The sequence below is a fragment of the Pseudochrobactrum sp. XF203 genome (assembly GCF_020341615.1).
Classification (GTDB): Bacteria; Pseudomonadota; Alphaproteobacteria; order Rhizobiales; family Rhizobiaceae; genus Pseudochrobactrum; species Pseudochrobactrum saccharolyticum.
The window spans coordinates 2561432-2583424 of record NZ_CP084392.1; the positions used below are offsets into that span (position 1 = coordinate 2561432).

Annotated in this window: 15 protein-coding genes; 5 read left to right on the forward strand and 10 right to left on the reverse strand. The window is 53.0% G+C overall.

All coding sequences use genetic code 11. The features are described from left to right. Positions 1-85: 85 nt before the first annotated feature. Entirely contained in the window at positions 86-955 is an 870-nt protein-coding gene (locus LDL70_RS11650) for a DMT family transporter (RefSeq protein ID WP_075657154.1), read from the forward strand. A 49-nt stretch (positions 956-1004) separates the two neighbouring features. Here the strand turns inward: LDL70_RS11650 and LDL70_RS11655 are convergent, their stop codons facing one another. Together LDL70_RS11655 and LDL70_RS11660 are read right to left on the reverse strand one after the other, a co-directional pair. Next, complete coding sequence (locus LDL70_RS11655; protein WP_225685118.1) at positions 1005-2582, reverse strand: DHA2 family efflux MFS transporter permease subunit; 1578 nt, start codon at positions 2580-2582, stop codon at positions 1005-1007. Positions 2583-2594: 12 nt separating this feature from the next. After that, positions 2595-3740 (reverse strand): HlyD family secretion protein, encoded by a 1146-nt coding sequence (locus LDL70_RS11660; protein WP_370637832.1) that lies wholly within the window; start codon positions 3738-3740, stop codon positions 2595-2597. Between the two features lie 492 nt (positions 3741-4232). Here LDL70_RS11660 and LDL70_RS11665 point away from each other — a divergent pair, with 492 nt between their 5' ends. The 3 genes from LDL70_RS11665 to LDL70_RS11675 all read left to right on the forward strand — a co-directional run bounded on the left by LDL70_RS11665 (position 4233) and on the right by LDL70_RS11675 (position 7251). Continuing rightward, a complete protein-coding gene (locus LDL70_RS11665; RefSeq protein WP_225685120.1) occupies positions 4233-4898 on the forward strand; it encodes a TetR/AcrR family transcriptional regulator in 666 nt (221 codons plus the stop codon). Positions 4899-5138: 240 nt separating this feature from the next. Further along, entirely contained in the window at positions 5139-5855 is a 717-nt protein-coding gene (locus LDL70_RS11670) for a lysoplasmalogenase (RefSeq protein WP_225685121.1), read from the forward strand. After that, a complete protein-coding gene (locus LDL70_RS11675) occupies positions 5848-7251 on the forward strand; it encodes a coniferyl aldehyde dehydrogenase (RefSeq protein WP_225685122.1) in 1404 nt (467 codons plus the stop codon). Before LDL70_RS11670 ends, LDL70_RS11675 begins: the two co-directional genes overlap by 8 nt. Positions 7252-7313: 62 nt before the next feature. Here the strand turns inward: LDL70_RS11675 and LDL70_RS11680 are convergent, their stop codons facing one another. Then, the gene (locus LDL70_RS11680; RefSeq protein WP_370637668.1) at positions 7314-12830 is read right to left on the reverse strand and encodes an alpha-2-macroglobulin family protein; all 5517 of its coding nucleotides are present in this window, start codon (positions 12828-12830) and stop codon (positions 7314-7316) included. Between the two features lie 337 nt (positions 12831-13167). Here LDL70_RS11680 and LDL70_RS11685 point away from each other — a divergent pair, with 337 nt between their 5' ends. Beyond that, the gene (locus LDL70_RS11685) at positions 13168-14094 is read left to right on the forward strand and encodes a LysR family transcriptional regulator (protein ID WP_116088843.1); all 927 of its coding nucleotides are present in this window, start codon (positions 13168-13170) and stop codon (positions 14092-14094) included. On the opposite strand, the gene LDL70_RS11690 is transcribed toward LDL70_RS11685, so the two are convergent. From LDL70_RS11690 to LDL70_RS11720, 7 genes are all read right to left on the reverse strand, one after another. Then, a complete protein-coding gene (locus LDL70_RS11690) occupies positions 14075-15427 on the reverse strand; it encodes an MmgE/PrpD family protein (RefSeq protein ID WP_225685123.1) in 1353 nt (450 codons plus the stop codon). The genes LDL70_RS11685 and LDL70_RS11690 overlap by 20 nt on opposite strands. Positions 15428-15447: 20 nt before the next feature. Then, the gene (locus LDL70_RS11695; RefSeq protein WP_225685124.1) at positions 15448-16449 is read right to left on the reverse strand and encodes a serine hydrolase; all 1002 of its coding nucleotides are present in this window, start codon (positions 16447-16449) and stop codon (positions 15448-15450) included. 28 nt (positions 16450-16477) lie between these two features. Continuing rightward, on the reverse strand, positions 16478-17251 hold the full coding sequence (locus LDL70_RS11700) for an ABC transporter ATP-binding protein (protein WP_225685125.1): 774 nt from the start codon (positions 17249-17251) through the stop codon (positions 16478-16480). 11 nt (positions 17252-17262) lie between these two features. Next, on the reverse strand, positions 17263-18126 hold the full coding sequence (locus LDL70_RS11705; RefSeq protein ID WP_075657017.1) for an ABC transporter ATP-binding protein: 864 nt from the start codon (positions 18124-18126) through the stop codon (positions 17263-17265). An 18-nt stretch (positions 18127-18144) separates the two neighbouring features. Beyond that, a complete protein-coding gene (nikC, locus tag LDL70_RS11710) occupies positions 18145-19071 on the reverse strand; it encodes a nickel transporter permease (RefSeq protein ID WP_075657018.1) in 927 nt (308 codons plus the stop codon). A gap of 8 nt (positions 19072-19079) precedes the next feature. After that, positions 19080-20159, reverse strand: a complete 1080-nt coding sequence (locus LDL70_RS11715) for an ABC transporter permease (RefSeq protein WP_116088846.1) — start codon at positions 20157-20159, stop codon at positions 19080-19082. Positions 20160-20332: 173 nt separating this feature from the next. Continuing rightward, positions 20333-21952, reverse strand: coding sequence for an ABC transporter substrate-binding protein (locus LDL70_RS11720; RefSeq protein ID WP_225685126.1), 1620 nt, complete (start codon positions 21950-21952; stop codon positions 20333-20335). Between the last annotated feature and the right edge of the window lie 41 nt (positions 21953-21993).

Consider the following 21993-nt stretch of genomic DNA (forward strand, 5'->3'; position numbering starts at 1 on the left):
AACGGCTTACGAGACAGGAAGAAAAACGTTGAGCCCAATTGCCTCTGTTCAAACATTAAAACCAACCGTCCGCGGTGCAGCACTCATGCTGGCAGCCGGAGCGGCTTATGCGGGCGTCAATGTCGCCACCCAATGGGCGGGCACACGCACCGGTATCCCTTCGGTTATTATTGCTTTCTGGCAATATGTCATCGCCCTTGTACTGACCTTACCGCTGCTGATCCGCGAAGGCGCACAGGCACTGCGCACCAATCATCTCGGGCTGCATATTATTCGCGTGGCGCTGGCTGCCGCCGGTGTGCAGGTGTGGATTTTTGCCCTCACCCATGTGCCGATCTGGCAGGTGATTGCACTGTCCATGACCTCGCCGTTTTTTGTTATTCTCTGTGCAAGATTGTTCCTGCGCGAGGCTGTAACACAGACACGCCTGCTCACAACTCTCGCAGGTTTCATCGGCGCATTGATTATCATTGCTCCGTGGTCAGACACCTATACAGTCTATTCCCTGCTGCCAATTCTTGCTGCGGCGCTTTGGGCAGGCTATTCGGTGATGACCAAATATCTGACCCGTTTTGAAACGACAGCCAGTATCTCCATGTATATGCTGATCCTGCTCACACCGATTAACGCGGCACTCTGGGCTGCATCAGGTGTCGGTTTTCCGGAAATTGCATCGCCATCTATGGAAATCTGGTCAATCCTGCTCACCATCGGTGTACTGACTGCCATGGCGCAATATTTCCAGATCGCCGCCTATTCCGTGGCAGATGCTGTCTATCTGCAGCCTTTTGACGATCTGAAACTGCCGCTGAATGTTATTCTCGGCTGGATCGTTTTTGCGGCCACCCCAAGCATCAATTTCTGGCCGGGTGCCCTGCTGATTGTCGGCGCATCACTCTATCTGATGCGTCAGGACAGCGGGCGGTCATCCCCGAAAATACAAGCGGCAGAATAATCAAAAAAACGGCGGGAAATCCCGCCGTTTTTATTTGAACTGATACGCTTTAATGACCTGCCGCGTCTTTCGGCACATCACCGGGCTTCTTCATCATAGTGGCAAAAAACGCCAGTGAGACAAACAACACGGTCAGGATCATAAACACGTCGATGAAAGACATCAGCGTTGCCTGCTGGCGCACCATGCCGGAGAGTTTCATCAATGCAATATTGGCACCATCCATACCCGCTGCATTAAATTTAGCAGTCAGATTGGCCAGCATTTCCTGTGCTTCGCGATTGCCCCAATTCAGATGTTCCGACAATTGCGCATAATGCAGATCACCGCGCCGCATCAGCATCGTATTAATCACCGCCAGACCAATCGCACCACCCAGATTACGCATCAGATTAAACAGGCCGGAAGCGTTTTTAATATGGGATGGATGCAATGTCCCAAGCGCCAGATTGTTGATCGGCACCATACACAGCATCATCGAACAGCCACGCAGAATCTGCGGCAATAACAGCTCGTAGAAGTCCCAGTCCGCTGTCAGCCCCGTCATCAGATAGGTACCGGCGGCAAAGCCGATAAAACCGATCATCATCATCAGACGCGGATCCATTCGCGTTGACAGAAAACCTGCCAGTGGCGCTGTCATAAACATCGCCAGACCACTGACAAACAGCGCCTCACCGATCATCAGCGCATCATAACCGCGGATACTGCCGAGATAGAGCGGATAAAGATAAGTCAGCCCGTAAAGCCCTACCCCCATGATGAATGAGAAGCTGGAGCCAAGCGCAAAATTCATATTCCTGAAGGCCGAGAGATCAACAATCGGCTCTTCCGCCGTGAATGCCCTGTAAAAGAACATCAGCGCACCGGCCACGAGCACAATGGTCATAATCACAATATGGCTGTCCTGAAACCAGTCATTGCGCGGCCCTTCTTCCAGCACATATTCCAGCGAGCCGAGAAACGCCGCCATACCGGCCAGACCCCACCAGTCGAATTTGGCCAGCAGGGATTTATCGCCCTTATCAAAATCAATCAGATTCCACGCGGCAATCGCCACCAGAATGCCGGGGCCGACATTGACCAGAAACAGCCAGTGCCATGAAAAGGCGTGCGAAAGATAACCGCCGATTGTCGGCCCTACAGTCGGCGCCAGTGTTGCCACCAGCCCGACAATCGGAGAGACGATTGAACGCTTGGACGGCGGGAAAATTGTAAAAGCCGCCGCGAACACACTCGGGATCATACCGCCGCCGATAAAACCCTGAATGGCACGGTAGACGATCATCTGTTCAATATTGGTCGCGGTCGCACAGAGTACGCTGGCAGCGGTAAAACCCGCTGCCGAAACAGTGAACAGCACACGGGTCGACAGCAGACGACCAAGAAAACCGGAAAGCGGGATCATCACCACTTCGGCAATCAGATAGGAGGTCTGCACCCATGAAATCTCGTCGGAACTGGCACCCAGTCCCGCCTGAATTTCAGCCAGCGAGGCCGACACAATCTGGATATCCAGAATGGCCATAAACATACCGAAGACCATGGCCAGAAAGGCAAAGGCTTTTTTCGGATCAATTTTTTCTTCAGCGGCAGGCACTGCCTGCATGGTGGTTGATACAGCCATGGCTGAATACTTTTATTGTGCAGCCGGAGTGTTTTGCGGTGCTGTGCGGGTATCCACATCCACAACAACACTCAGACCTGCGCGTAACTTACCGGTCGCCAGAGCCGCTTCAGGGATGGCAATACGCACCGGCACACGCTGCACAACCTTGGTGAAGTTGCCTGTGGCATTTTCCGGCGGCAGCAGGGAGAACACAGAGCCGGAAGCCGGTGAAAGCGATGCGACTTTGCCTTCAAATGTCTCTCCGCCCAGTGCATCAACGGTGAAATGCACTGTCTCGCCGCCATGCAGATTTTTCAGCTGGGTTTCTTTAAAATTCGCGTCAATATAGAGCGCATTCACCGGCACCAGCGCGGCAATACGCTGCCCTGCACTGACCAGATCACCTTTTTTACCGGTCAGATTGCCGACAACACCATCAAAAGGCGCACGCAATGTAGTGAAGGACAAATCACGCTGTGCTTTGTCGCGCGCCAGCTCAAGGCTGCGGGTCTGGCTCTCAGCTTCCTGATATTGTGCTTTCAAAACACCGATATTGGCCTGAGCCGCTGCAATCTGCGCCTGTGCATTGGCATCCGCCGCCTGTGCCTGCGCCAGAGCCGTTGTTGCGCGGTCAAGCTCCGACTGCGAAACAAAACGCGTATCATGCAGCTTGGTGATCCGCTCCATGGTTGCCTGCGCATTGGTCAGACCGGCTGCCGAAGATTGCTGAGAGGCACGCGCCTGTGTGAGACTGGCTTCTGCCGCAACAGTCTGTGCCTCAATCCGTGCCAGTGTTTTCTGCTGGCTGGCCAATGCCGCGATTTTCTCGTTCAAAGCAATCTGGTAATCACCCTGATCGAGCTGGAAAATAGCATCACCGGCTTTAACATGGCTGTTGGCGCTCACCAGCACATCATCAATATAGCCGGTCACTTTCGGCGACATCGCCATAATATCCCCGTGAATATAGGCATCATCGGTCGAGACCATAAAGCGCCCTGTCGTCCACCAGTCATAGCCATACCATGCGCCACCGGCCAATGCCGCGAGCAGCAGAACACTCAGGATTTTACGCTTGCGCGATGGTTTACCCGATGCAGGCTTTGATGTTTCCGGCGCTGTCGTCTGTTCGATGAAGGGCTGGGACTGCTCGGCGCGCAGCGGATCATCCGGCATTCTGTTGTCATCATTCTGCGCCGCTCGCTTGAAATCAACCGGAGCAACACTCTGGGTGTTGTCCTGATCGGGCGAGGAATGATTCGACTGAACTGGTTTCGCAACGGGCTTGAGAGCGGACATAGCGGGGGCAACTTTCTGAGTAAAACAGGCCGTACTGCCAATAAACTTTATTGAATTTAGAGCATTTCCATTTTTGACTGGGTCAGAGGAAATGCTCTATCTATTTGTTTTTACGCATTTCCTGACGCAAAACCGTTATCCACTTTTGCTGGAATGCTTATTATTCCGGTAAGAAGAATTTCAAAAAGAACCGAAACCGGACTGAAAAATATCCCTGCATCTGTCTTCGTGACAGGCGATGTACAACTCTTCAAACCGATCGGTTCGATGTTGACATAAAGCAAGAGAGACGGCATATCAATTGAAATCGCACTGATCGGTTCGAATTGATGATTTTTATCATCGGCACATAAGCGGAAACACACAGACATGACAGACACCAAACAGGCACAGAATGGCCGTCACGGCGCCGGACAAGATCCGGCAAAGCGTCAGAAAATTCTGGACGGTGCGCAAAATGTATTTCTGCGCATGGGGTTTGATGCTGCGAGTATGAATGACATCACCCGTGAAGCCGGTGTGTCCAAAAGCACGATCTATGTTTATTTCGAGAGCAAAGACGAATTGTTTGAAACGCTTTGCGAGCAACATCGCAGCGTTTTATTTTCGCAGATCGGTGCAATTAACGGCGATACCCTATCCAGCAAAGAGAGCCTGATTGCCTATGGTGTGGCGCTCGTGACGCTTGTCACATCGGATATGGTTATCAGCGCCCAGCGCACTATTCTCGGCGTTACAGAGCGGAAACCGGAAATGGGCGTGCGCTTCTATGAGCGCGGCCCGCGGCGCGGCTTGATGGTGCTGAAGGCCTATATTGAAAAGCTGGCCGAGCAAGACATTATCCGTGTGCCGGACGTGCAGCATGCCGCCTATCAGCTGGCAGAACTGTTTCTCGCAGGCATATATCGCCAGCGGCTGTTCGCTTACATGGAAGAGGCACCGACAGCAGAGCAAATCCGCTATAATGTGGAATCCGCAGTGAATATGTTTTTCGCAGCCTATGGCACACAACCGGACGCGCCCGAAGCCCGATAACACCGCCCCCTCCTCTCAACATCACAATGCCATAACTGTAATTGTGATTGCAGCAATGCAGATTTGCGCTACTCTGCCTCAAACAACAGTTTACGTTCAGGTCAATTAGAGCGCCGTGTGCCGGATTTGGCACACAAAGGTCGCTCTAACACTTTAAAATTAGAGCATAATTTTACCTTCAACTGATCCAGGGTTAAGGAATTATGCTCTGAACAGGCTGTGTAAAGGGGGAGACAATGCATGGCGGTCGGAAACACATCACAGACAATCAATAATCATCATACTGCAACAGTGATCTATATTTTACTCGCTACAGCAGCAATTGCGGGCGCATTACTTGGCAGCTCACTCAGCCCTGAATGGCGCTGGCTGCATTATCTGACCAAGCCGACGGCTACGGCTTTCCTGCTGTTTCTGACTTTGCAGATTAAGCATCCTGCATCCCGCCATTATCGCAATGCTATTGCGCTCGGGCTGGCCTTTGCCATTGGCGGTGATTTCTTCCTCATGCTGCCGCAGGATTATTTTATGGCCGGGCTGATCTGCTTTCTGCTCACCCATTGCGCCTATATTTATGCATTACTGTCCGATCATGCTGCGTTCAAACCCGCTGTCTTTATCGGCTTTGCAGCCATTGCATTATTGATTATTTCCGGTCTGTGGAACAGCCTGCCTGATGGCATGCATATTCCGGTCGCTATTTATGCGGTGGCACTGGCGCTGATGGCTGCACTGGCACTCAACCGCGCTATCAACATGACGATCGCCGACCGAAGCACAAAACAGGCAGCCAAGATTGCGGCTTTTGGCGGCATCTTCTTTGTTATCAGTGATAGTATTCTGGCTTACGGGCGTTTTCGTTTTGATATTCCGCTGAATCCGGTCTGGGTACTTGGCACCTATTACGCAGCGCAATGGTGCTTTGCCCGTTCTGTTTTAAGGGACACAAATGACTGAGCAACTGAGCACGAATTTCACGATTTTGCGCGAAGCATGGCTAAAAAACCGCCCTGATGAGCGGCAGCGCCGTGAAGATTTGTTGCGGTTGCGCACAGCCTTCAAAGCCAGCCTGCCGCAGATGGCCGAAGCAATATCGCGCGATTTCGTGCATCGCTCTACCCATGAAAGCATGATGGCCGAAGCCGTGATTGTGCTCAAGGAAATCGACTTCTGTCTGCGCCATCTCAGAAAATGGATGAAGCCGCAAAGGCGTAAAGCCGGATGGCAGTTCTGGCCGGCGAAAGCAGAAATACGACATGTGCCGCTGGGCGTGGTCGGCATCATGGCGCCATGGAACTATCCGGTAAACCTCTCCCTGACACCGCTGGTTTCTGCACTTGCGGCGGGTAATCATATCTATCTGAAACCTTCAGAACATACCCCGCATACCAATGCCTATCTCAGCCGCCTGTTGCAGGAAATTTTCCCGCCAGAGCGTGTGTGCATCGCTCAGGGTGGTGCGGACATTGCCGCAGCATTTTCTGCTCTGCCCTTTGACCACTTGTTTTTCACCGGTTCCGGCGCGGTCGGTAAAAAAGTCATGGCCGCAGCTGCCCGAAATCTCACACCGGTCACTCTGGAACTTGGCGGTAAATCGCCTGCATTGATCGCCCCCGATGCCGATCTTGTTAAAAGTGTCAGCCGCATCCTGACGGGCAAACTCTTCAATGCCGGACAAACCTGCATCGCGCCGGATTATGTGCTGCTGCCGGAGAATATGCTGGACGCTTTTATCGCAGAATGCAAAAGCCAGACCGCCCGTCGCTATACGGGGCTCGACCGGCAACCGGATTACACAGCCATTATCAATGAAGGTCAGTATAAACGCCTCACCCATTTGCTGGATGATGCCAGTATCCGTGGTCATAAGACCATTCCGCTTCTGACATTGAGCGATATACAGAGAGCCGGAGAATATCATATTCTGCCACCGATGCTGATTATCAATCCGGATGATAACAGCACCATTATGCAGGAAGAGATATTCGGCCCGTTACTGCCGGTGAAAACCTACCGCACTTATGATGAGGCCATTGGTTTTATCACCAGCCGCGACCGGCCGCTGGCATTCTATTGTTTCAGCAACAGTAATGAGACCATTGAGGCTGCGCTTACACATATTGTGGCAGGCAGTGTGTGTATTAATGATACGCTCTATCAGTTTGCCTGTGCAGATCTGCCATTCGGCGGCGTGGGCATGAGCGGCATGGGGCATTATCACGGTGAGGAAGGTTTCAAAACTTTCTCCAAAGCCATGCCGGTGCTGCGAAAATATAATCCCGCGGCGACTGATTATCTGCACCCGCCCTATAGTCGCTTTGCCAATTTCATCATCCGTTTTCTGACACGATAAAAAACAAAAAGCCCCGCCTGAAACAATCAGGCGGGGCTTTTTCATTACTCTGTTACCGCTGCTTAATTGGCAGGCTGCACCTGCATCATAGCGGCTGCACCGCGGGCAAAATATTGCGGACGATACATATCTTCCACAAACGGTGCCGGATGCGCATAGTTACCCGGTGTTACCGCCCGCACAATATAAGCGACCGTATATTCACGGGCATTGCCGCCGCTGCTGTTGAATGCCGCAACAAAACGGTCACTGCGGAATTCGCTATGAGCAACGGTCGTGTCACCGAGCCAGCTGAAATTGCTCAGATCCGCACTGTTCACAACGCGTGGATTATCAATTTCAAATCCGGCAGGCAGCAAATCCGTTATCAGCACACGGGAAGCCCAGTTATTCGATTCAGCTACTTTCAGAACAACCACATAGCGCTCATTCTGTTTCGCTTCAGAAACACTGATCTCTTCACCGTCGAGCGTGTAATAGCTGCGGCCAATGCTGAAACCGTCACCGCCTGCCGGTGGTGCTTCCACCGGTGCTGCAACAGTCGTAATCACCGCAGTCACCGGTCTGTCACCGGTATTGCCCACAGTCACCGGCGCGGCTTCAAGCTGTTCGCCTGTCAGACGCTCAGACAATGCACCCTGACGGGCCTCACCATTGAGCAGCAAGGTCAGATTGGCATCTTCATCTTTCAGCCCCTTGGCAGCCAGCAACAACCATGCCTGTTCTTGCGTGCTGGTATAACGTGTTTCATTGCTCAGACCGCCAACCACTTTTACCAGTTCCGGTACAATGCTTGGTACCGGACGGCTTTCTGCGGCAAGAGCCAGAATGGCCGCGCCGTCACGCAGGTTTGAACCGTAATCCGAACGCGCCCAGGAAATATTGCCTTTATTGGCAAGACGGAAAGCCGAAGCAAAAGCCTTCTCGGAGCGTGCACCATCACCATAAAGGGCAAGACTTGCACCGAGCTGAGCGCGCGCCAGCGGCGTTTCAAACTCATCCAGACGGGTATCCGCGTAGTAGCGCAGATCGGCAATGGATGCACGACGGTTACGCGACAATACATAGAAAGCATAGGCTATCGAATTGCCGTTATCCTTGATCGAAACATCGTAAGACAGTGCATTTTGCAGATTATCCAGTGCCGAAATCATCGGCTGCTGCGGCACATCAAATTTCTGCTCGCGGGCGCGGGTCAGGAAATCTGTCACATAGGCATCGAGCCACAGATCACCGCTATCCGGCGACCAGAGACCAAAACTGCCGGAAGAGGACTGATTATTCAGAACCTTGTAAATGGCTTCCTGAATACGCTTGTGCAGTTCTTCTTCACTGTCCTGCATCGGCATACCGGCCTGCTTGGCCAGTTCACTCATATAGAGCAATGGCAAGGCACGGCTGGTTGTCTGTTCGGTACAGCCGTAAGGATAACGGTCAAGCGATGTCAGCAAGCCCGGAATATCAAAGCCGGATGCATTGGAAACATTGATGCTGACTGAAGCGCCGTCCATACGCTGACCCGCAAGCAGTTCTTTATTGATAACAAGAGAACCGTTAACCGCAGCCAGCGTTACTTCCTTGCGGGTCGTTTCCGGCAAAGACGATGCACGCACCGGCAGGATCAGATCCTGCGAAATGCTCAGACCGCTTTCATGGGTCAGCTGTACCGTCAGCTCTTCAGTTCCTGCGCGCTCAGCTTTCAGCGGCAGTGTCAGATATTTCTTTTCGCCCTGTGCCAGTGTCACAGATGCCGGTGCCTGTTCCTGCGGCACAGAAACCAGACCGGAACTGGCCACACTCACAGTGTAATTTCCGGCAGGGCCATCCGTATTGGCAATATCAAGACGCAACTGTGCCTGATCGTCCGGTGCCATGAATTTTGGCAGGGCGGCGGTGATAACCACCGGATCACGGATGATAACATCCGACTGCGCATTACCGACAGCCGTCTTTGTCCAGGCTACTGCGCTGATCCGCGCAGTACCGTTAAACTGCGGAATATCAAAGCTGACATTGGCTTTACCATCAGCACCAACCTCAACAGGACCGGCAAAGAATGCCACCAGTTTTTCGGTTGGCGGCGAGCCTTCAGCGGCCATTTGCGCGCCGTCACCACCGGTGCGCAGACGACCCATCGTGCCGAGCGAACCGTCAATCAGACGACCGTAAAGATCGCGGATTTCGAGACCGAGCTGACGCTGACCGAAATACCAGCCAGCCGGATCGGCCGGTTTGTGATTGGTGAGGTTGAGGATACCCACATCCACAGCCGAGATCATGACATAAGCCTGATCGCCGGATTTCAGACCGCCGATTGAAACCGGTATAGTCAGTGCCTGACGCGGTTCGGTTTTCTCCGGTGCTTCAATCCGCACTGAAAGCTTGCGCTCTGCCGGATCAACAGCCAGCCAGCGGATACCGATGGCACGTGCAGGCATACGGGTTTCCTGAGCTTCGCCCGGACGATAAAGGCTTGCGGTAATATAAGCACCGGCACCCCACTCACCGCTGACCGGAATTTCAACTTCCGTACCCTCAGCAGGAACCGAAACGGTTTTGGTCATCAGCAAACTGTCAGCACCGACAGTAACCAGCAGCTCACCGGCAAAACGCGGAGAGACTTTCAGCTTTGCGGTTTCGCCGTCTTTATAAATATCTTTATCAAGCGCAACTTCCAGACCATCCGGTGTTTCAGTCGAGCGTGCTTCAACATACCAGCCGGCATCAAATTCAATGCTGGTCTGCGGGCCGTCAGGGTCAGAGGTCGCGATCTCAAGACGATAACGTCCCCATTCCACAGGCACCTGAATGCTGCCTGCAGTCTGCTCATCGGCAGAAACAGTACCGTCGGCAACTTTCTTCGTATAGCTCACCGGCTCATAGTTCCATGAGCTGCCGCTGCGATACCACTGATACTGGCGCTCGACTTTAACCAGCGTCCATTCCAGCCCTTCTTCGGCTACGCGCTTGCCATCAGCATCGCTGACAATCACCGAGAACTGCGCATTGCTGTTTTCAGGCAGGCTGTCGCCGTCAAATTCCGGCTTGATACCAATCATGGCGCTGTCGGATGCAACCGGCAAAATCAGCTTACGCTCAACCGCACGGCCGCCACCTTCACGCATACGCACAACAATATCCGCGTTCAGACGCTGTGTTGTCGCGGGCAGATCATTCAGCAGTACCGGAATTTCGGCCTTGCCCTGTTCATCCAGTTCCGGCAGATCATCCAGCGTAATACGTGTATCTTCCGGCTGATCCTCATCGGCCAGACCGAAAACATATTTCGGGAACAGATCCCATGTCCGTGTCGGGCGAATATTGACTTCGCCTTCCAGTGTCAGACCGGCCGCTGGTGCACCATAAAGATAACGGCCGTCCACTTTAACCACAGCCGCATCACCGGCTTGAATTTCCTTCACATCTGAAGTCAGGTCAAATTCCGTGCGATCAGGCACAAAATCCTCAACCAGAAACTGCTTTTCTGACAGCGGGGTGGCTTTCGGATCACTTAAAATACGCAAAGTCCATGTACCGCGCATGGCGTTGTCTGCCAGCGGCAAGTCCACAGCATGACCACCGGCTGCCTGTGAGGTGCTGACAATCGCACGGTCTTCCACACCATCAGGACGCAGGAAGGAGAAAGTCAGCGGCAGATTTTCAACAGCTTTTGCAGCACCGTCACGTACCAGCGCGGCGGCATGAACGGTTTCACCGGTGCGATAAATACCGCGCTCGGTCCAGCCGTAAACATCCAGCGCCCCCGGTGCAGGACGACCGGTTACACCACGGTCGGAGAGGTCAAAACCGGCACGTTTCATATCGAGGAAAACATAATCTTCCTCATCGCCATTGCCCTTGGAGCGTGCGGTCAGAATGGCAGGCGCCATCGCTGCTGTGCCGCGCATCAGACCGGCAGTGAAGGTTGCGCGACCATCACCATCCGTAGTTGCAGTCCCCAGAACTTCATTATTCGCCGCCAGCAATTGCAGTTCCACGCCGCTCAGCGGCTTGGCTGTTGCAAGGGAACGGGCAAAAACATTCAGACCATCTTCACCGGCAAAAGTTGCAAGACCGGTATCCGACACCAGAAACCACTGTGTCGCCTGCGATGACCAATATTCCGAACGGTCACCTTCAGCCTTGGCTGTCATAATATAGATGCCGGGCTTACGCTTCGGCAGCGCTTCATCCACGGGGAAGGATGAGACGATTTCTTTGTTCAGCTCACTCTCAACATCCAGTTTGCCGGTATAAACTTTTTCACCCAGCGAGCTGACAATCTGCGATGTGGCATAGCCGTCAAGCTGACCGAAGAAGCTGATACCATCCATTGACTGGGTCAGAGCACGTTCACCCACACGATAAACTTCCAGATCAATGGTTTTGACATTGATGCTGACAACAGGAATACCGCGACGCATGGTGCTTGGCAGCACAAAAGCATCGCCGTTAAAACGTACTGTCGGTGCACGATCACGCACATAGATATTAAGCGCAACCGGTGTTTCAATCATTTCACCGATCGCGGCAGGCAGACCGGAGCGGATACCGATGCGGTAATTTTTACCGTGCTGCAAACCTTCAATACAGATTTGCTTTTCTTTGGCTTCCAGACCTTTCGGGCTTGCATCATCAACCGTTACGAAAGAAGCGTAATCAATGCCGCTTTTCATCAGCGTTTCTGAAAGCTGGATACAAACACGCGGATTGGCGCTGTCGCTGTCCACCGTATGATCGACCACGCGGAAACCTTTACGCATACGCAGGTCTTCATAAGCGGCACTGACCGCAGCCGAATTTTGCAGCGCGAGGCTGGCTTTATAGCTGTCGATAGCAGGACGGAAATTATCACGCAATTCCAGCGCCTTGGCCAGATTGCTCAAAGCTTCAGCACGGTCGGAAACCGTACGGCTGAGCTGATAGGCAATAATAGCCGACGATGTGGCAGCGCGTTTGATCTGCCAATTGGCATCATTGCTTTGTGCAGAACCAAGCGTCGCGCGGCTCAATCCCATCCAGACAGCACTGTTTTCTTTTGCAGCAGGCACAATACTGGCAAAATCAATCACGGATGAAGAAACACTGCCGGATTCGTAATTTCTTTGGGCAGCGCGCAGCAATTTGCTGACATCACCGGCAGGCTTTTCACCACTGTTCAGCTTATTGCGATAGGTGCGCGCCTCATCCAGAACACTGGCCGGAACAAAGGTAATCGGTGCAGGTGCGGGCAATTCCGCTTCCGCAGCGGCAGCATCCAGCACTTTACCCGCTACTGCGCCTTCAAAAGCATTGAGCTGATTATAATCGGATTTCAGGAAACACCATTTTGCTTTCACATTATAGGTGAAAGCACGGCATTCCTCATCTTTCAGACAAATATTCTCACACTGGTCAAGGCCGACATCCTTCACTGTGCGCAGATCAAAACCGGGATAATCACCGTTTTGCGTTGTTTCAATCGTCCTTGTTCCGTTTTGAGCAGTCTGTGCCGTAGTAGTTTGGGCCATAGAAGTTTGCACAGACAGTGAAAGCGCAGCAGACAATATCAGGCCTGCAAAGACAGTACGCATCGACATCGGGATTCTCCGGTCAATTAAATTTGATTCAGCCATGAAACTTGTCCGGAGACTCTTGTCAAGTCAGACGCGCAGTCAGGACAACAGAAGCAAAAGCATTTTACAGATCAGATATGACAATACATGCTGTATCACTAATTCAGTATCATAAATTTTGGATGACCATGACCGGTTTTTATTCTAAAGAGGAAACAAGTCTTTAAGACGTTTGAAGTGCCGGAGCATGTTGTATTTGATTGCAGCCACCGCAAGCGCTCTGGATTTTTTAGTTTATCGCATGTGCGCGGGCGTTAAATGACAGCATTTAACTGCGGCATGCTTAGTGCGGAATGCTTCTATGGAATTGAAGTGGCTCGAAGATTTTCTCTGCCTGTCACAACATTTAAATTTCTCCCGCGCGGCTAATGAGCGGCATGTTACTCAATCCGCGCTGTCACGCCGGATCAGGCAGCTTGAAGCCTGGGTCGGCGTACCGCTGATCGATCGTTCCACCTATCCTATTCGTCTGACCCTTGCCGGACAAAGTTTTCTGCTCCGAGCGCATGATGCGGTCGGTCTCCTCACTCATGCCAGAGATGAACTGAGCGCCCGCTATACGCCGATGATGGAAGTGCTGTCTTTTGCGACACTCAACACCCTGTCGCTCACCTTTTTTCCGGCGCTGATGGCACGGATTGAAAGCAACGGCGATAATTTCCGCACCCGTTTCTCCGATCCGCATCCCTCATTTCTCGGCAATGTCTCAACCCTTCTCAACGGAAATTGCGATTTTCTGCTGACCTATGCTCATCCCTTGGTCAGCCAGATGGAGGATCTGAGAAATTTTCCTTATTTGTCTCTCGGGCATGAAAAGGTAATACCTGTGTCAGCGGCGGATGCCGCCGGCGAACCTCTGCACCGGCTGGGCAACCACACATTGCCGACAGAATATCTGCGCTACCGCGACACAACATTTTTTGCACAGGTTCTCGATCCGCTTGTGGAGCGTCGCGGCCTCAATCTGAATATGGTCTATGAAAACGGCATGGCCGTCGGGCTGAAAGCCATGGCGGTGTCCGGTCAGGGCGTGGCATGGATTCCGCAAAGCCTGATGCCGGATGAATGGAAACGCGGCATTCTGGTGCGTGCAGGCGTTCAGGACTATGATCTGGATGTGGAAATCCGCGTCTACCGCTCGCAGCGTTTTCGCACGGATTATGCCGAGCGTTTCTGGCGGCGTGCATCAGCACTCGCCGCCAAAGACATTAACTGGTGGCAGAACTGAATAAGAGTTTCAGTGCTTTCAGATCTTTTGCATCATCCAGCGCCAGAAGCTCTTCATAAACACCGGCAGCACTATCCGATGCCCCGCAGCAATCCATGAATTTACCGAGGCGGTCAGCATCGGTGAAAGGCTCCTGTAAGCCACCGACAGCATAGTTGCGCGATGCTGTGAGCACGCGCCCGTCATGCAATTTCACGGTCACAACATGCGGGAGTTTGTCCTGTGCAATCCGCTCTTCATCCGCGCTGTAGCTCAGCATTGTCACATGGTTCAGCAAGGCATCACTTGCATAGTGCTGCACAGCTTGCGGCGTAAAATCAGCAAGACTTAAATGTCCCTGCCGCAATGCTCTCGCCACGCAATATTGCATGGAAAAACGCGCCTGCATTTCATCGACTGGCTGCGGATAGGTCAGATTACGGTAATTGGCGATACCAACCAATGCCTCGATACTGTCCACATCCTCTGCCGTGAAATCGTGCTCATGCATCAGATCCAGCAAACCGTCAACGATCAGATGGGTTGAACCGCAACACGGATGTTTCTTCGGCATCACCCCAGCGGTCTCAATAATATGCTCTGCGTCAGCGATTATCGCTTCCGTTTTCCAGCCGCGGCGCTGATCTCCGGCAAACAGGCTATGAAAACCCTGCGCACCTTCCAGAATATCAGGCCGTGCCTGCATCCCCGCTTTGGCCAGCAATGCGGCCTCCACAGCATTGCGTGCAGCCATGCCCGCATGAAACGGCTTAATCAGCGTGCCGAATTGGCCTTTGGTGCCGGAAGCATAGCTCACCGCAATGGTGATTGCCCGCGCTGTTGCCTCTTCATCCAGCCCGAGCAGATGCGCCACTGCTGCGGCAGTGCCGATGCTGCCAATGGTTGAGGTGCCATGCCAGCCTGCCGTATAATGCGCCTGCCCGACACCAGCGCCAATCAGTGCCTGCGCCTGAAGCCCCGCCAGATAAGCATCAATCAGTTGCGCACCGGATGTTTTTTCAAAATCCGCAACAGCCAGCAGAGCCGGAACGATAACCGCTGAAGCATGGCTCATGCCGGGCAGAAAATTATCGTCATAATCCAGCGCATGAGCAGCAGTACCATTCACCAGCGCTGCCACAATCGGACTCGATTTTGCACCGGTCACCAGTAACGCCTCTCCCGCGCTGCCGGTCCGGGCAAAAGCCTCAAACACTGTTTTGGTGCTTGCATCTTCACGCCCTGCAACCATACAGGCCAGCGTGTCGATAATCGCATCACGCGCCAGCAGACGCGCCTTTGCACTGGTTACCGGCTTTGCACAAACTTGCGCAATCGCTCCGGCAACCGTCATTTTCGCCTCCCGCATTTCCCTCACCCCTGAAATGCGTCGAAGATCAGTTTTAGCAGACGGCCGAATTTGTGCCGGTTGAGCTGGCGACCGGCAATATCGGTATCCACCCGATGCACAATCACCATGTCCAGCGCCGGAATGGTAATGCAGAAATGTCCGCCTGCGCCAAAGCCTGCATAGCTGCCTTTAGGGGTTACAACACCGGGGAAGAACACACCGTCCCGCTCCAGCCACCACATATAGCCATAGGCACCGCGCGCACCGGCATCGGAATAAGGCATCACGCATTCCTGCGCCCAGCCTTTTGGCAGCACATCTTCACCATTCCAGCGGCCATGACGTAAGTATAGCTGGCTGAAACGCGCCAGATCGCGGGTAGACAGGCGGAACGGATAAGCCGCATGACGGCTCTCGGTGAAACGGTCATGCCAGCCATCCGGCTTATCGCCAGCGAGTGAAAAATCTTCGAACTGCAGCGGCTTGGCAATGCGCTCTTCAAAAGCCTGATGCACGGTCTTGCCGGTCAGCTGTTCAAAGATTGTACCCAGTGCATTGAAATCCCAGTTATTATAGCACCAGAAGGTGCCCGGTGCATGGGAGTGGCGCTTCTCTTTAATCATGCGCATCCACGGTGTTTCGTAGCCCGCTGCATGATAAATACCGGAACGTGCGGTCAAAAGATCATAGACCGTTGCCTGTTTTTCAACTTCGCTCAGACCATCATTGTCATCGATGCCAAGTTGCTCAAGCGTCAGGCTCAAATCAATCGTACCATCCGCCACATCCTGCCCCATCAGCGCGGCCAGAATGCTTTTACGGATCGAATGGCAGAGATATTTATGGGTAACATCACCATAGGTGTAGATGATCTTACCACTCTGCACGATCATCAGAGCATCGGTCTCTTGCCCTTCAGCACAGGCTTCAACCGCCTGCAGACCCGCTTCAGACCAACCGGACTGGGCAGGATTTTGCACCCGCTCCCACTCAGCCGCCGGATTGGCCGCATGCTGATAACTCATGATTATATTCCCCAGTTCTAACCCTGATTTAATTATGCGCCACGGCCTCAACACTGGCCTGCAAAAATTCCTGCGTGTAAGGCGCGCTGGCACGAGACTGGCGCAGATCATCTGCCGTCAGTTCTTCCAGAATAATACCTTTATGCATCACGCCGACGCGCTCGCAGATATGCGCAACCACCGCCAGATCATGACTGACCATCAGATAAGTTAGTCCACGTTCACGGCGCAGGGTTTTGAGCAGATTGAGAATTTCCGCCTGAACTGAAACGTCCAGCGCCGAGGTCGGCTCGTCCAGCAGCAGCACGTCCGGCTCGATAATCAGGGCACGGGCAATTGCTACGCGCTGACGCTGACCGCCCGACAATTCATGCGGATAGCGATACATAAAGCTCGGCCCCAGACCGACAGCCGTCAACACATCGCGGATACGCTCTTCCTTGCGATCCATACCGTGAATGGTCAGGGATTCCGCCAGCACTTTATGCACCATCTTGCGCGGATGCAGCGAAGCATAAGGATCCTGAAACACCATCTGCACACGGCGGAAAAACGACTTGTCCCGCTCACCGGACAGCAATGTACCGTCAAAATTAAAATTACCGGTATAATGCGGGATCAGACCAGCCAGCGCACGCAGGATTGTGGATTTGCCGCAACCGGATTCCCCGATCAGACCATAGGCCTCACCACGGGCAATATGAAAACGGGCTTTCTTGACCACTGTCGAGCGCTTGCGCCCCTTGCCGAAGCTGACAGACAGATCAGACACATCAACCAGCGGCTTTGTATTCTCACTCATAATATCCGCCATTATTTCTGACCTCCGCTGAGGGTTGCACCTGAAAGCCAGCTCGGATCACGCTCCGGCACTTGCAGCATATCCACCGGATGGTCGAGACGCGGCAGGCTGGCAAGCAGAGCCTGCGTATAAGGATGCTGTGCTTTGTGCAGTTCTTTGGCAGGCAGGTCTTCCATAATGCGACCGGCATACATCACCAGCACACGGTCGCAGAAATCCGCCACCAGATTGAGATCGTGGCTGATAAACATCAGGCCGGTACCGGAGCGGCTCACCAGCTCGTCCAGCACGGTCAGCACCTGTCGGCGCACTGTGACGTCCAGCGCCGAGGTCGGCTCATCGGCAATAATCATATCCGGCTCAGGGATCAGCATCATCGCGATCATCACGCGCTGTCCCATACCGCCGGAAATCTCATGCGGGAACAGGTTCATCACCCGCTCCGCATCGCGGATATGCACGGCTTCCAGCATGGTCAGTGTACGCTGACGGGCTTCCTGCTTATTCACCCGATGATGCAGCCGGTAGGCTTCCATAATCTGATCGCCGATACGGATCAGCGGATTGAGTGAATATTTCGGATCCTGCAAAATCATCGAGATTTTATTGCCGCGTACCGAGCGCATCTGGCGCTCACTGGCACCCAGCAAGTCAACATCACCGAATTGCAGTTTCTTGGCTTTAATCTGTGCGGCTTTCGGGGTCAGTTTGAGGATCGAACGGCCGGTCATGGATTTACCTGAACCGCTCTCCCCTACAATACCGACTTTCTCGCGCCCGATGGAAAAGCTGATGCCACGCACCACATCGATTGAGCGGTCAACACCCGGAAAAGACACCCACAGATCCTCAACTTCTAACAGAGGTTTGGTCATTTGATTTATCCGTTCCTCTTATCCGTTACGCGGGTCAAGCACGTCGCGCAGACCGTCACCAAACAGGTTGAAGGCAAGGCTGGCGAGCAGAATGGCACAACCGGGCATGGCTGCGAGCCACCACGAGGTCATCATGAATTCACGTCCGCTGGAGAGCATCGCACCCCATTCAGGGCTTGGCGGTTGCGCACCGAGACCAAGGAAGCCAAGGCCTGCGGCTGTAAGAATGATTGATGACATATTCAGCGTGATACGGATCACCACAGACGGGATACACATCGGCACAACGTGATGCCAGATCACACGCATGGTGGAAGCACCCTGCAAGCGGATTGCTGCCACATAGTCGGACGAGCGGATGGTCAGGGTTTCCGCACGTGCCAAACGGGCAATCGGCGGCCATGCAGCCAGCGAGATCGCAATCACCGCATTCTCAATGCCGGGTCCGAGCGCCGCAGCAAAAGACAGCGCCAGAACAAGACTTGGAAATGCGAGGAAAATATCAACAATACGCATCAGCGCTGTATCAACCCAGCCGCCCATATAACCGGCAGTGGTGCCGACAATCAGGCCGATTGGTGCAGCGATAATGGCCGTCAGCGTCACGATATACAGCGTGATGCGCGAACCATAGACCAGACGGCTGAAAATATCGCGGCCCAGCTCATCGGTGCCGAAATAATGCGTCCATGACGGCGGCTGCAAACGGTTGGCCAGATTATTCGCACCGATATCATAAGGCGCGATATAAGGCGCAAAGATCGCCACAGCCACCAGCAACAGAATAACGAACAGGCCGAAGACTGCGGATGTGTTGGTCAGAAGCTTCAGCCATGAGCGGCGTAATTGCTGCACATTGGCCTGAAGGGCGGAAGAAGGCACCGGCGCACGCAGCCATTCACGGAATGACGAAGTGTTAGGTGCGGAATTGGAAGTATCAGTCATAAGAGCACCTATCGTGTACGCGGATCAAAGACGCGGTAAAGCAGATCGCTGATCAGATTGATGACAACGAAGAGAATACCCACGATCAGCGTACAGCCGACCACAGCATTCATATCACCGGCCATCAGAGCATTGGTGAGATAACGGCCAAAACCCGGCCATGCGAACACGGTTTCTGTCAGCACGGCACCTTCGAGCAGGAACGCATAGGACAGCGCAACAACCGTCACTACCTGCACGGCGACATTGCGAAATGCATGTCCCCAGACGGTGCGCGACCATGACAGGCCTTTCACGCGGGCGGTGATGATATATTCCTGATTGAGCTGCTCGATCATAAAGCCACGGGTCATACGGCTGATATAGGCCATAGAACCGAAAGCCAGAATGAGCGCAGGCATGATGATATGGCTGAAGGCATTGCCGAATGCTTCCCACTGTCCCTGCATCGCACTATCGAGCAGCAGGAAACCGGTTGTCGGCTCGACTGAAAACTCATGAATGAAATCAATACGACCCGGACCACCGATCCAGCCAAGACCGGCATAGAATACCAGCAGCGCCATCAGACCGAGCCAGAAGTTCGGTGTAGAGTAACCGAGCAGGCTGAGCATACGCACCAGATGATCCAGCGGCGAATTGCGGTACATTGCCGAGAACACGCCGAGCGGAATACCAAAACCGGTACCGATGATAATCGCAACGGTTGCAAGCTCAATGGTGGCAGGGAATACGCGGCCGATATCTTCCAGCACAGGACGGCCGGAGGTCAGCGCATTGCCGAAATCAAACATCACGGCATTTTTAATATAAAGCCCATATTGCACGATCAACGGCTGATCGAGACCAAGCTTGCGATACATCGTATCATAGGCTTCCTGAGAGATATTATCTCCCAGCATCGCGATCACCGGATCAAGCGGCAAAAGACGGCTGATGAAAAAAGTCAGCGTGACCAGACCAAGCAGCGTAATCGCCACGGAAATGATCAGGCGTGCGGCGGCGGCGAGAAAGAGAAGAACGGGATGAGGTTCATGATAGACCTCATTGTCAAACTCCGTATCTTGCAAAGTTTCGGGCGTCGTCATGGCAATGTTTCCGTCAATATCGGGAAAAGGAGAATTTGCAGCACAGGGCTTTCAGCACCGCAAAGGTGCCGGTAAAATAAAGAAAATGTGCTGCAAACCTGACTGAATGCCGGAATATCAATTCCGGAAATTACCTGCCGCCGTAATGCAAGCGACAGGTCTTTCGCGGTCAGTTATTTAGCGGCTGTATCATAATAAGTGCGGAAACCGTTCCACTCCCAATTCGTGATACCCTTGTTAATACCCGCAACATTATAAATCTGGAACATATAGGCCTGCGGGCCTTTTTCCATCATCTCTTTCTGCAGGGCATGATAAAGCTCGGCACGCTTGGCTTCATCTTTTTCAAACAGGGCAGCATCAACTTCCTTGTTCACAGCTTCATCGAAATAGCTCGCGCGCCAGCTCGGATACATGGTCTGCTTGGCTTCCGCACGGTTATCCGGATTGAAAATCTGGCGTGAAGCATTGCCATGCGCATCCGGTACGCCGGTCGCCCAGCCCATCAGCGAGGTCTGGAATTCACGGCCACGGATACGGCTGAACAGCTGGGCATTAGCCATGCGTTCGATTTTGATTTTCACACCGGCTTTGGCCGCGGCATCCTGAATACTCTGGGCAATCGGGGCTGCATAAGGTGCGGTACCGATAAACATGGTGGTTTCAAAACCATCCGGATGACCGGCTTCAGCCAGAAGTGCTTTGGCTTTTTCCACATCCAGAGTGAATGGCTGGCCTTCTTTTTCATCCAGCGCACCAAAAGCACCAAGCTGCACAAAGCTTGCACGCGGCACGCCGACATTGTGCATCACAGTCTTTGCCAGACCATCATAATCAATGAGATAGCGCATAGCGAGACGCACTTTTTCATTGTTGAAAATCGGATCAGCATTGTTGAAGTTCCAATAGAACAAGGTCGGTTTCAAAGCGCGTGAAACCGCCACTTTATCCTGTGCTTCCAGATCTTTCAGATCTTCCGGTGTCAGATCACGGGCAATATCAATATCGCCTTTTTCCAGCAGCAGGCGCTGGGTACCGGCTTCCGATACGTGACGGATCAGAACCTGTTTCAGCTTTGGTGCTTCACCCCAGTAATTATCACTCGCTTGCAGCAACACAACTTCTGCAGGGTTCCAGCGCATCAGCTTATAAGGGCCTACACATTCTGTGCGGGTCGCCAGATATTTATTGCCCATATCGCCTTCGACCTGATTGGCCATCAGCACTTTCTGGTTGAGCAGAATTGAAACGCGGTTTGCTGCAATAGCTGACAAGATGAGATTGACCGGATATGGCTTATCGAGCTTGAAGACGAGCGTCTGATCATCCGGCGCTGTAATCGCAGTATCAACATTGTCTTTGACGAAACCATATTCCGTCAGTGTTGCAGCATTACCAAAACCGAGTTTAACAACGCGTTGCATCGACCATGCCAGATCACCGGCAGTTGCCTTGTCACCATTGTCAAATTTCAGGTCATCGCGCAGGTGGAAAGTAATCTGCAAACCATCTTCCGAAACATCCCAGCTTTTAGCCATGCGCGGCAGAATTTTGGTTTCATCTTTCGGATCAAAATCAACCAGCGGATCGCAGGTATTTTGAATAATTTCATTGCTCACCACTTCGCCGATCTGAGCCGGATCGAATGTGCTGATCGCATCAATATTCCATGCCATCACCAGCGCATTTGGCGGCGAGGCAGCTTCCGATGCAAATGTTGCACCGGCGAGAGCAGCAGTACCGGCAATCATTGCCAAAGCGGAACTGCGGTTCAAATATTTATTGGTCTTCATCTTTATCCCCTGTTTATGATTTTTCAGTCTTGATAAAGGGC

Coding starts and splice junctions, on each gene's coding strand:
- LDL70_RS11650 (WP_075657154.1), top strand. CDS start 86: ATGCTGGCAGCCGGAGCGGCTTATGCGGGCGTCAATGTCGCCACCCAA.
- LDL70_RS11655 (WP_225685118.1), bottom strand. CDS start 2,582: ATGGCTGTATCAACCACCATGCAGGCAGTGCCTGCCGCTGAAGAAAAA.
- LDL70_RS11660 (WP_370637832.1), bottom strand. CDS start 3,740: ATGCCGGATGATCCGCTGCGCGCCGAGCAGTCCCAGCCCTTCATCGAA.
- LDL70_RS11665 (WP_225685120.1), top strand. CDS start 4,233: ATGACAGACACCAAACAGGCACAGAATGGCCGTCACGGCGCCGGACAA.
- LDL70_RS11670 (WP_225685121.1), top strand. CDS start 5,139: ATGGCGGTCGGAAACACATCACAGACAATCAATAATCATCATACTGCA.
- LDL70_RS11675 (WP_225685122.1), top strand. CDS start 5,848: ATGACTGAGCAACTGAGCACGAATTTCACGATTTTGCGCGAAGCATGG.
- LDL70_RS11680 (WP_370637668.1), bottom strand. CDS start 12,830: ATGTCGATGCGTACTGTCTTTGCAGGCCTGATATTGTCTGCTGCGCTT.
- LDL70_RS11685 (WP_116088843.1), top strand. CDS start 13,168: ATGGAATTGAAGTGGCTCGAAGATTTTCTCTGCCTGTCACAACATTTA.
- LDL70_RS11690 (WP_225685123.1), bottom strand. CDS start 15,427: ATGACGGTTGCCGGAGCGATTGCGCAAGTTTGTGCAAAGCCGGTAACC.
- LDL70_RS11695 (WP_225685124.1), bottom strand. CDS start 16,449: ATGAGTTATCAGCATGCGGCCAATCCGGCGGCTGAGTGGGAGCGGGTG.
- LDL70_RS11700 (WP_225685125.1), bottom strand. CDS start 17,251: ATGAGTGAGAATACAAAGCCGCTGGTTGATGTGTCTGATCTGTCTGTC.
- LDL70_RS11705 (WP_075657017.1), bottom strand. CDS start 18,126: ATGACCAAACCTCTGTTAGAAGTTGAGGATCTGTGGGTGTCTTTTCCG.
- nikC (WP_075657018.1), bottom strand. CDS start 19,071: ATGACTGATACTTCCAATTCCGCACCTAACACTTCGTCATTCCGTGAA.
- LDL70_RS11715 (WP_116088846.1), bottom strand. CDS start 20,159: ATGACGACGCCCGAAACTTTGCAAGATACGGAGTTTGACAATGAGGTC.
- LDL70_RS11720 (WP_225685126.1), bottom strand. CDS start 21,952: ATGAAGACCAATAAATATTTGAACCGCAGTTCCGCTTTGGCAATGATT.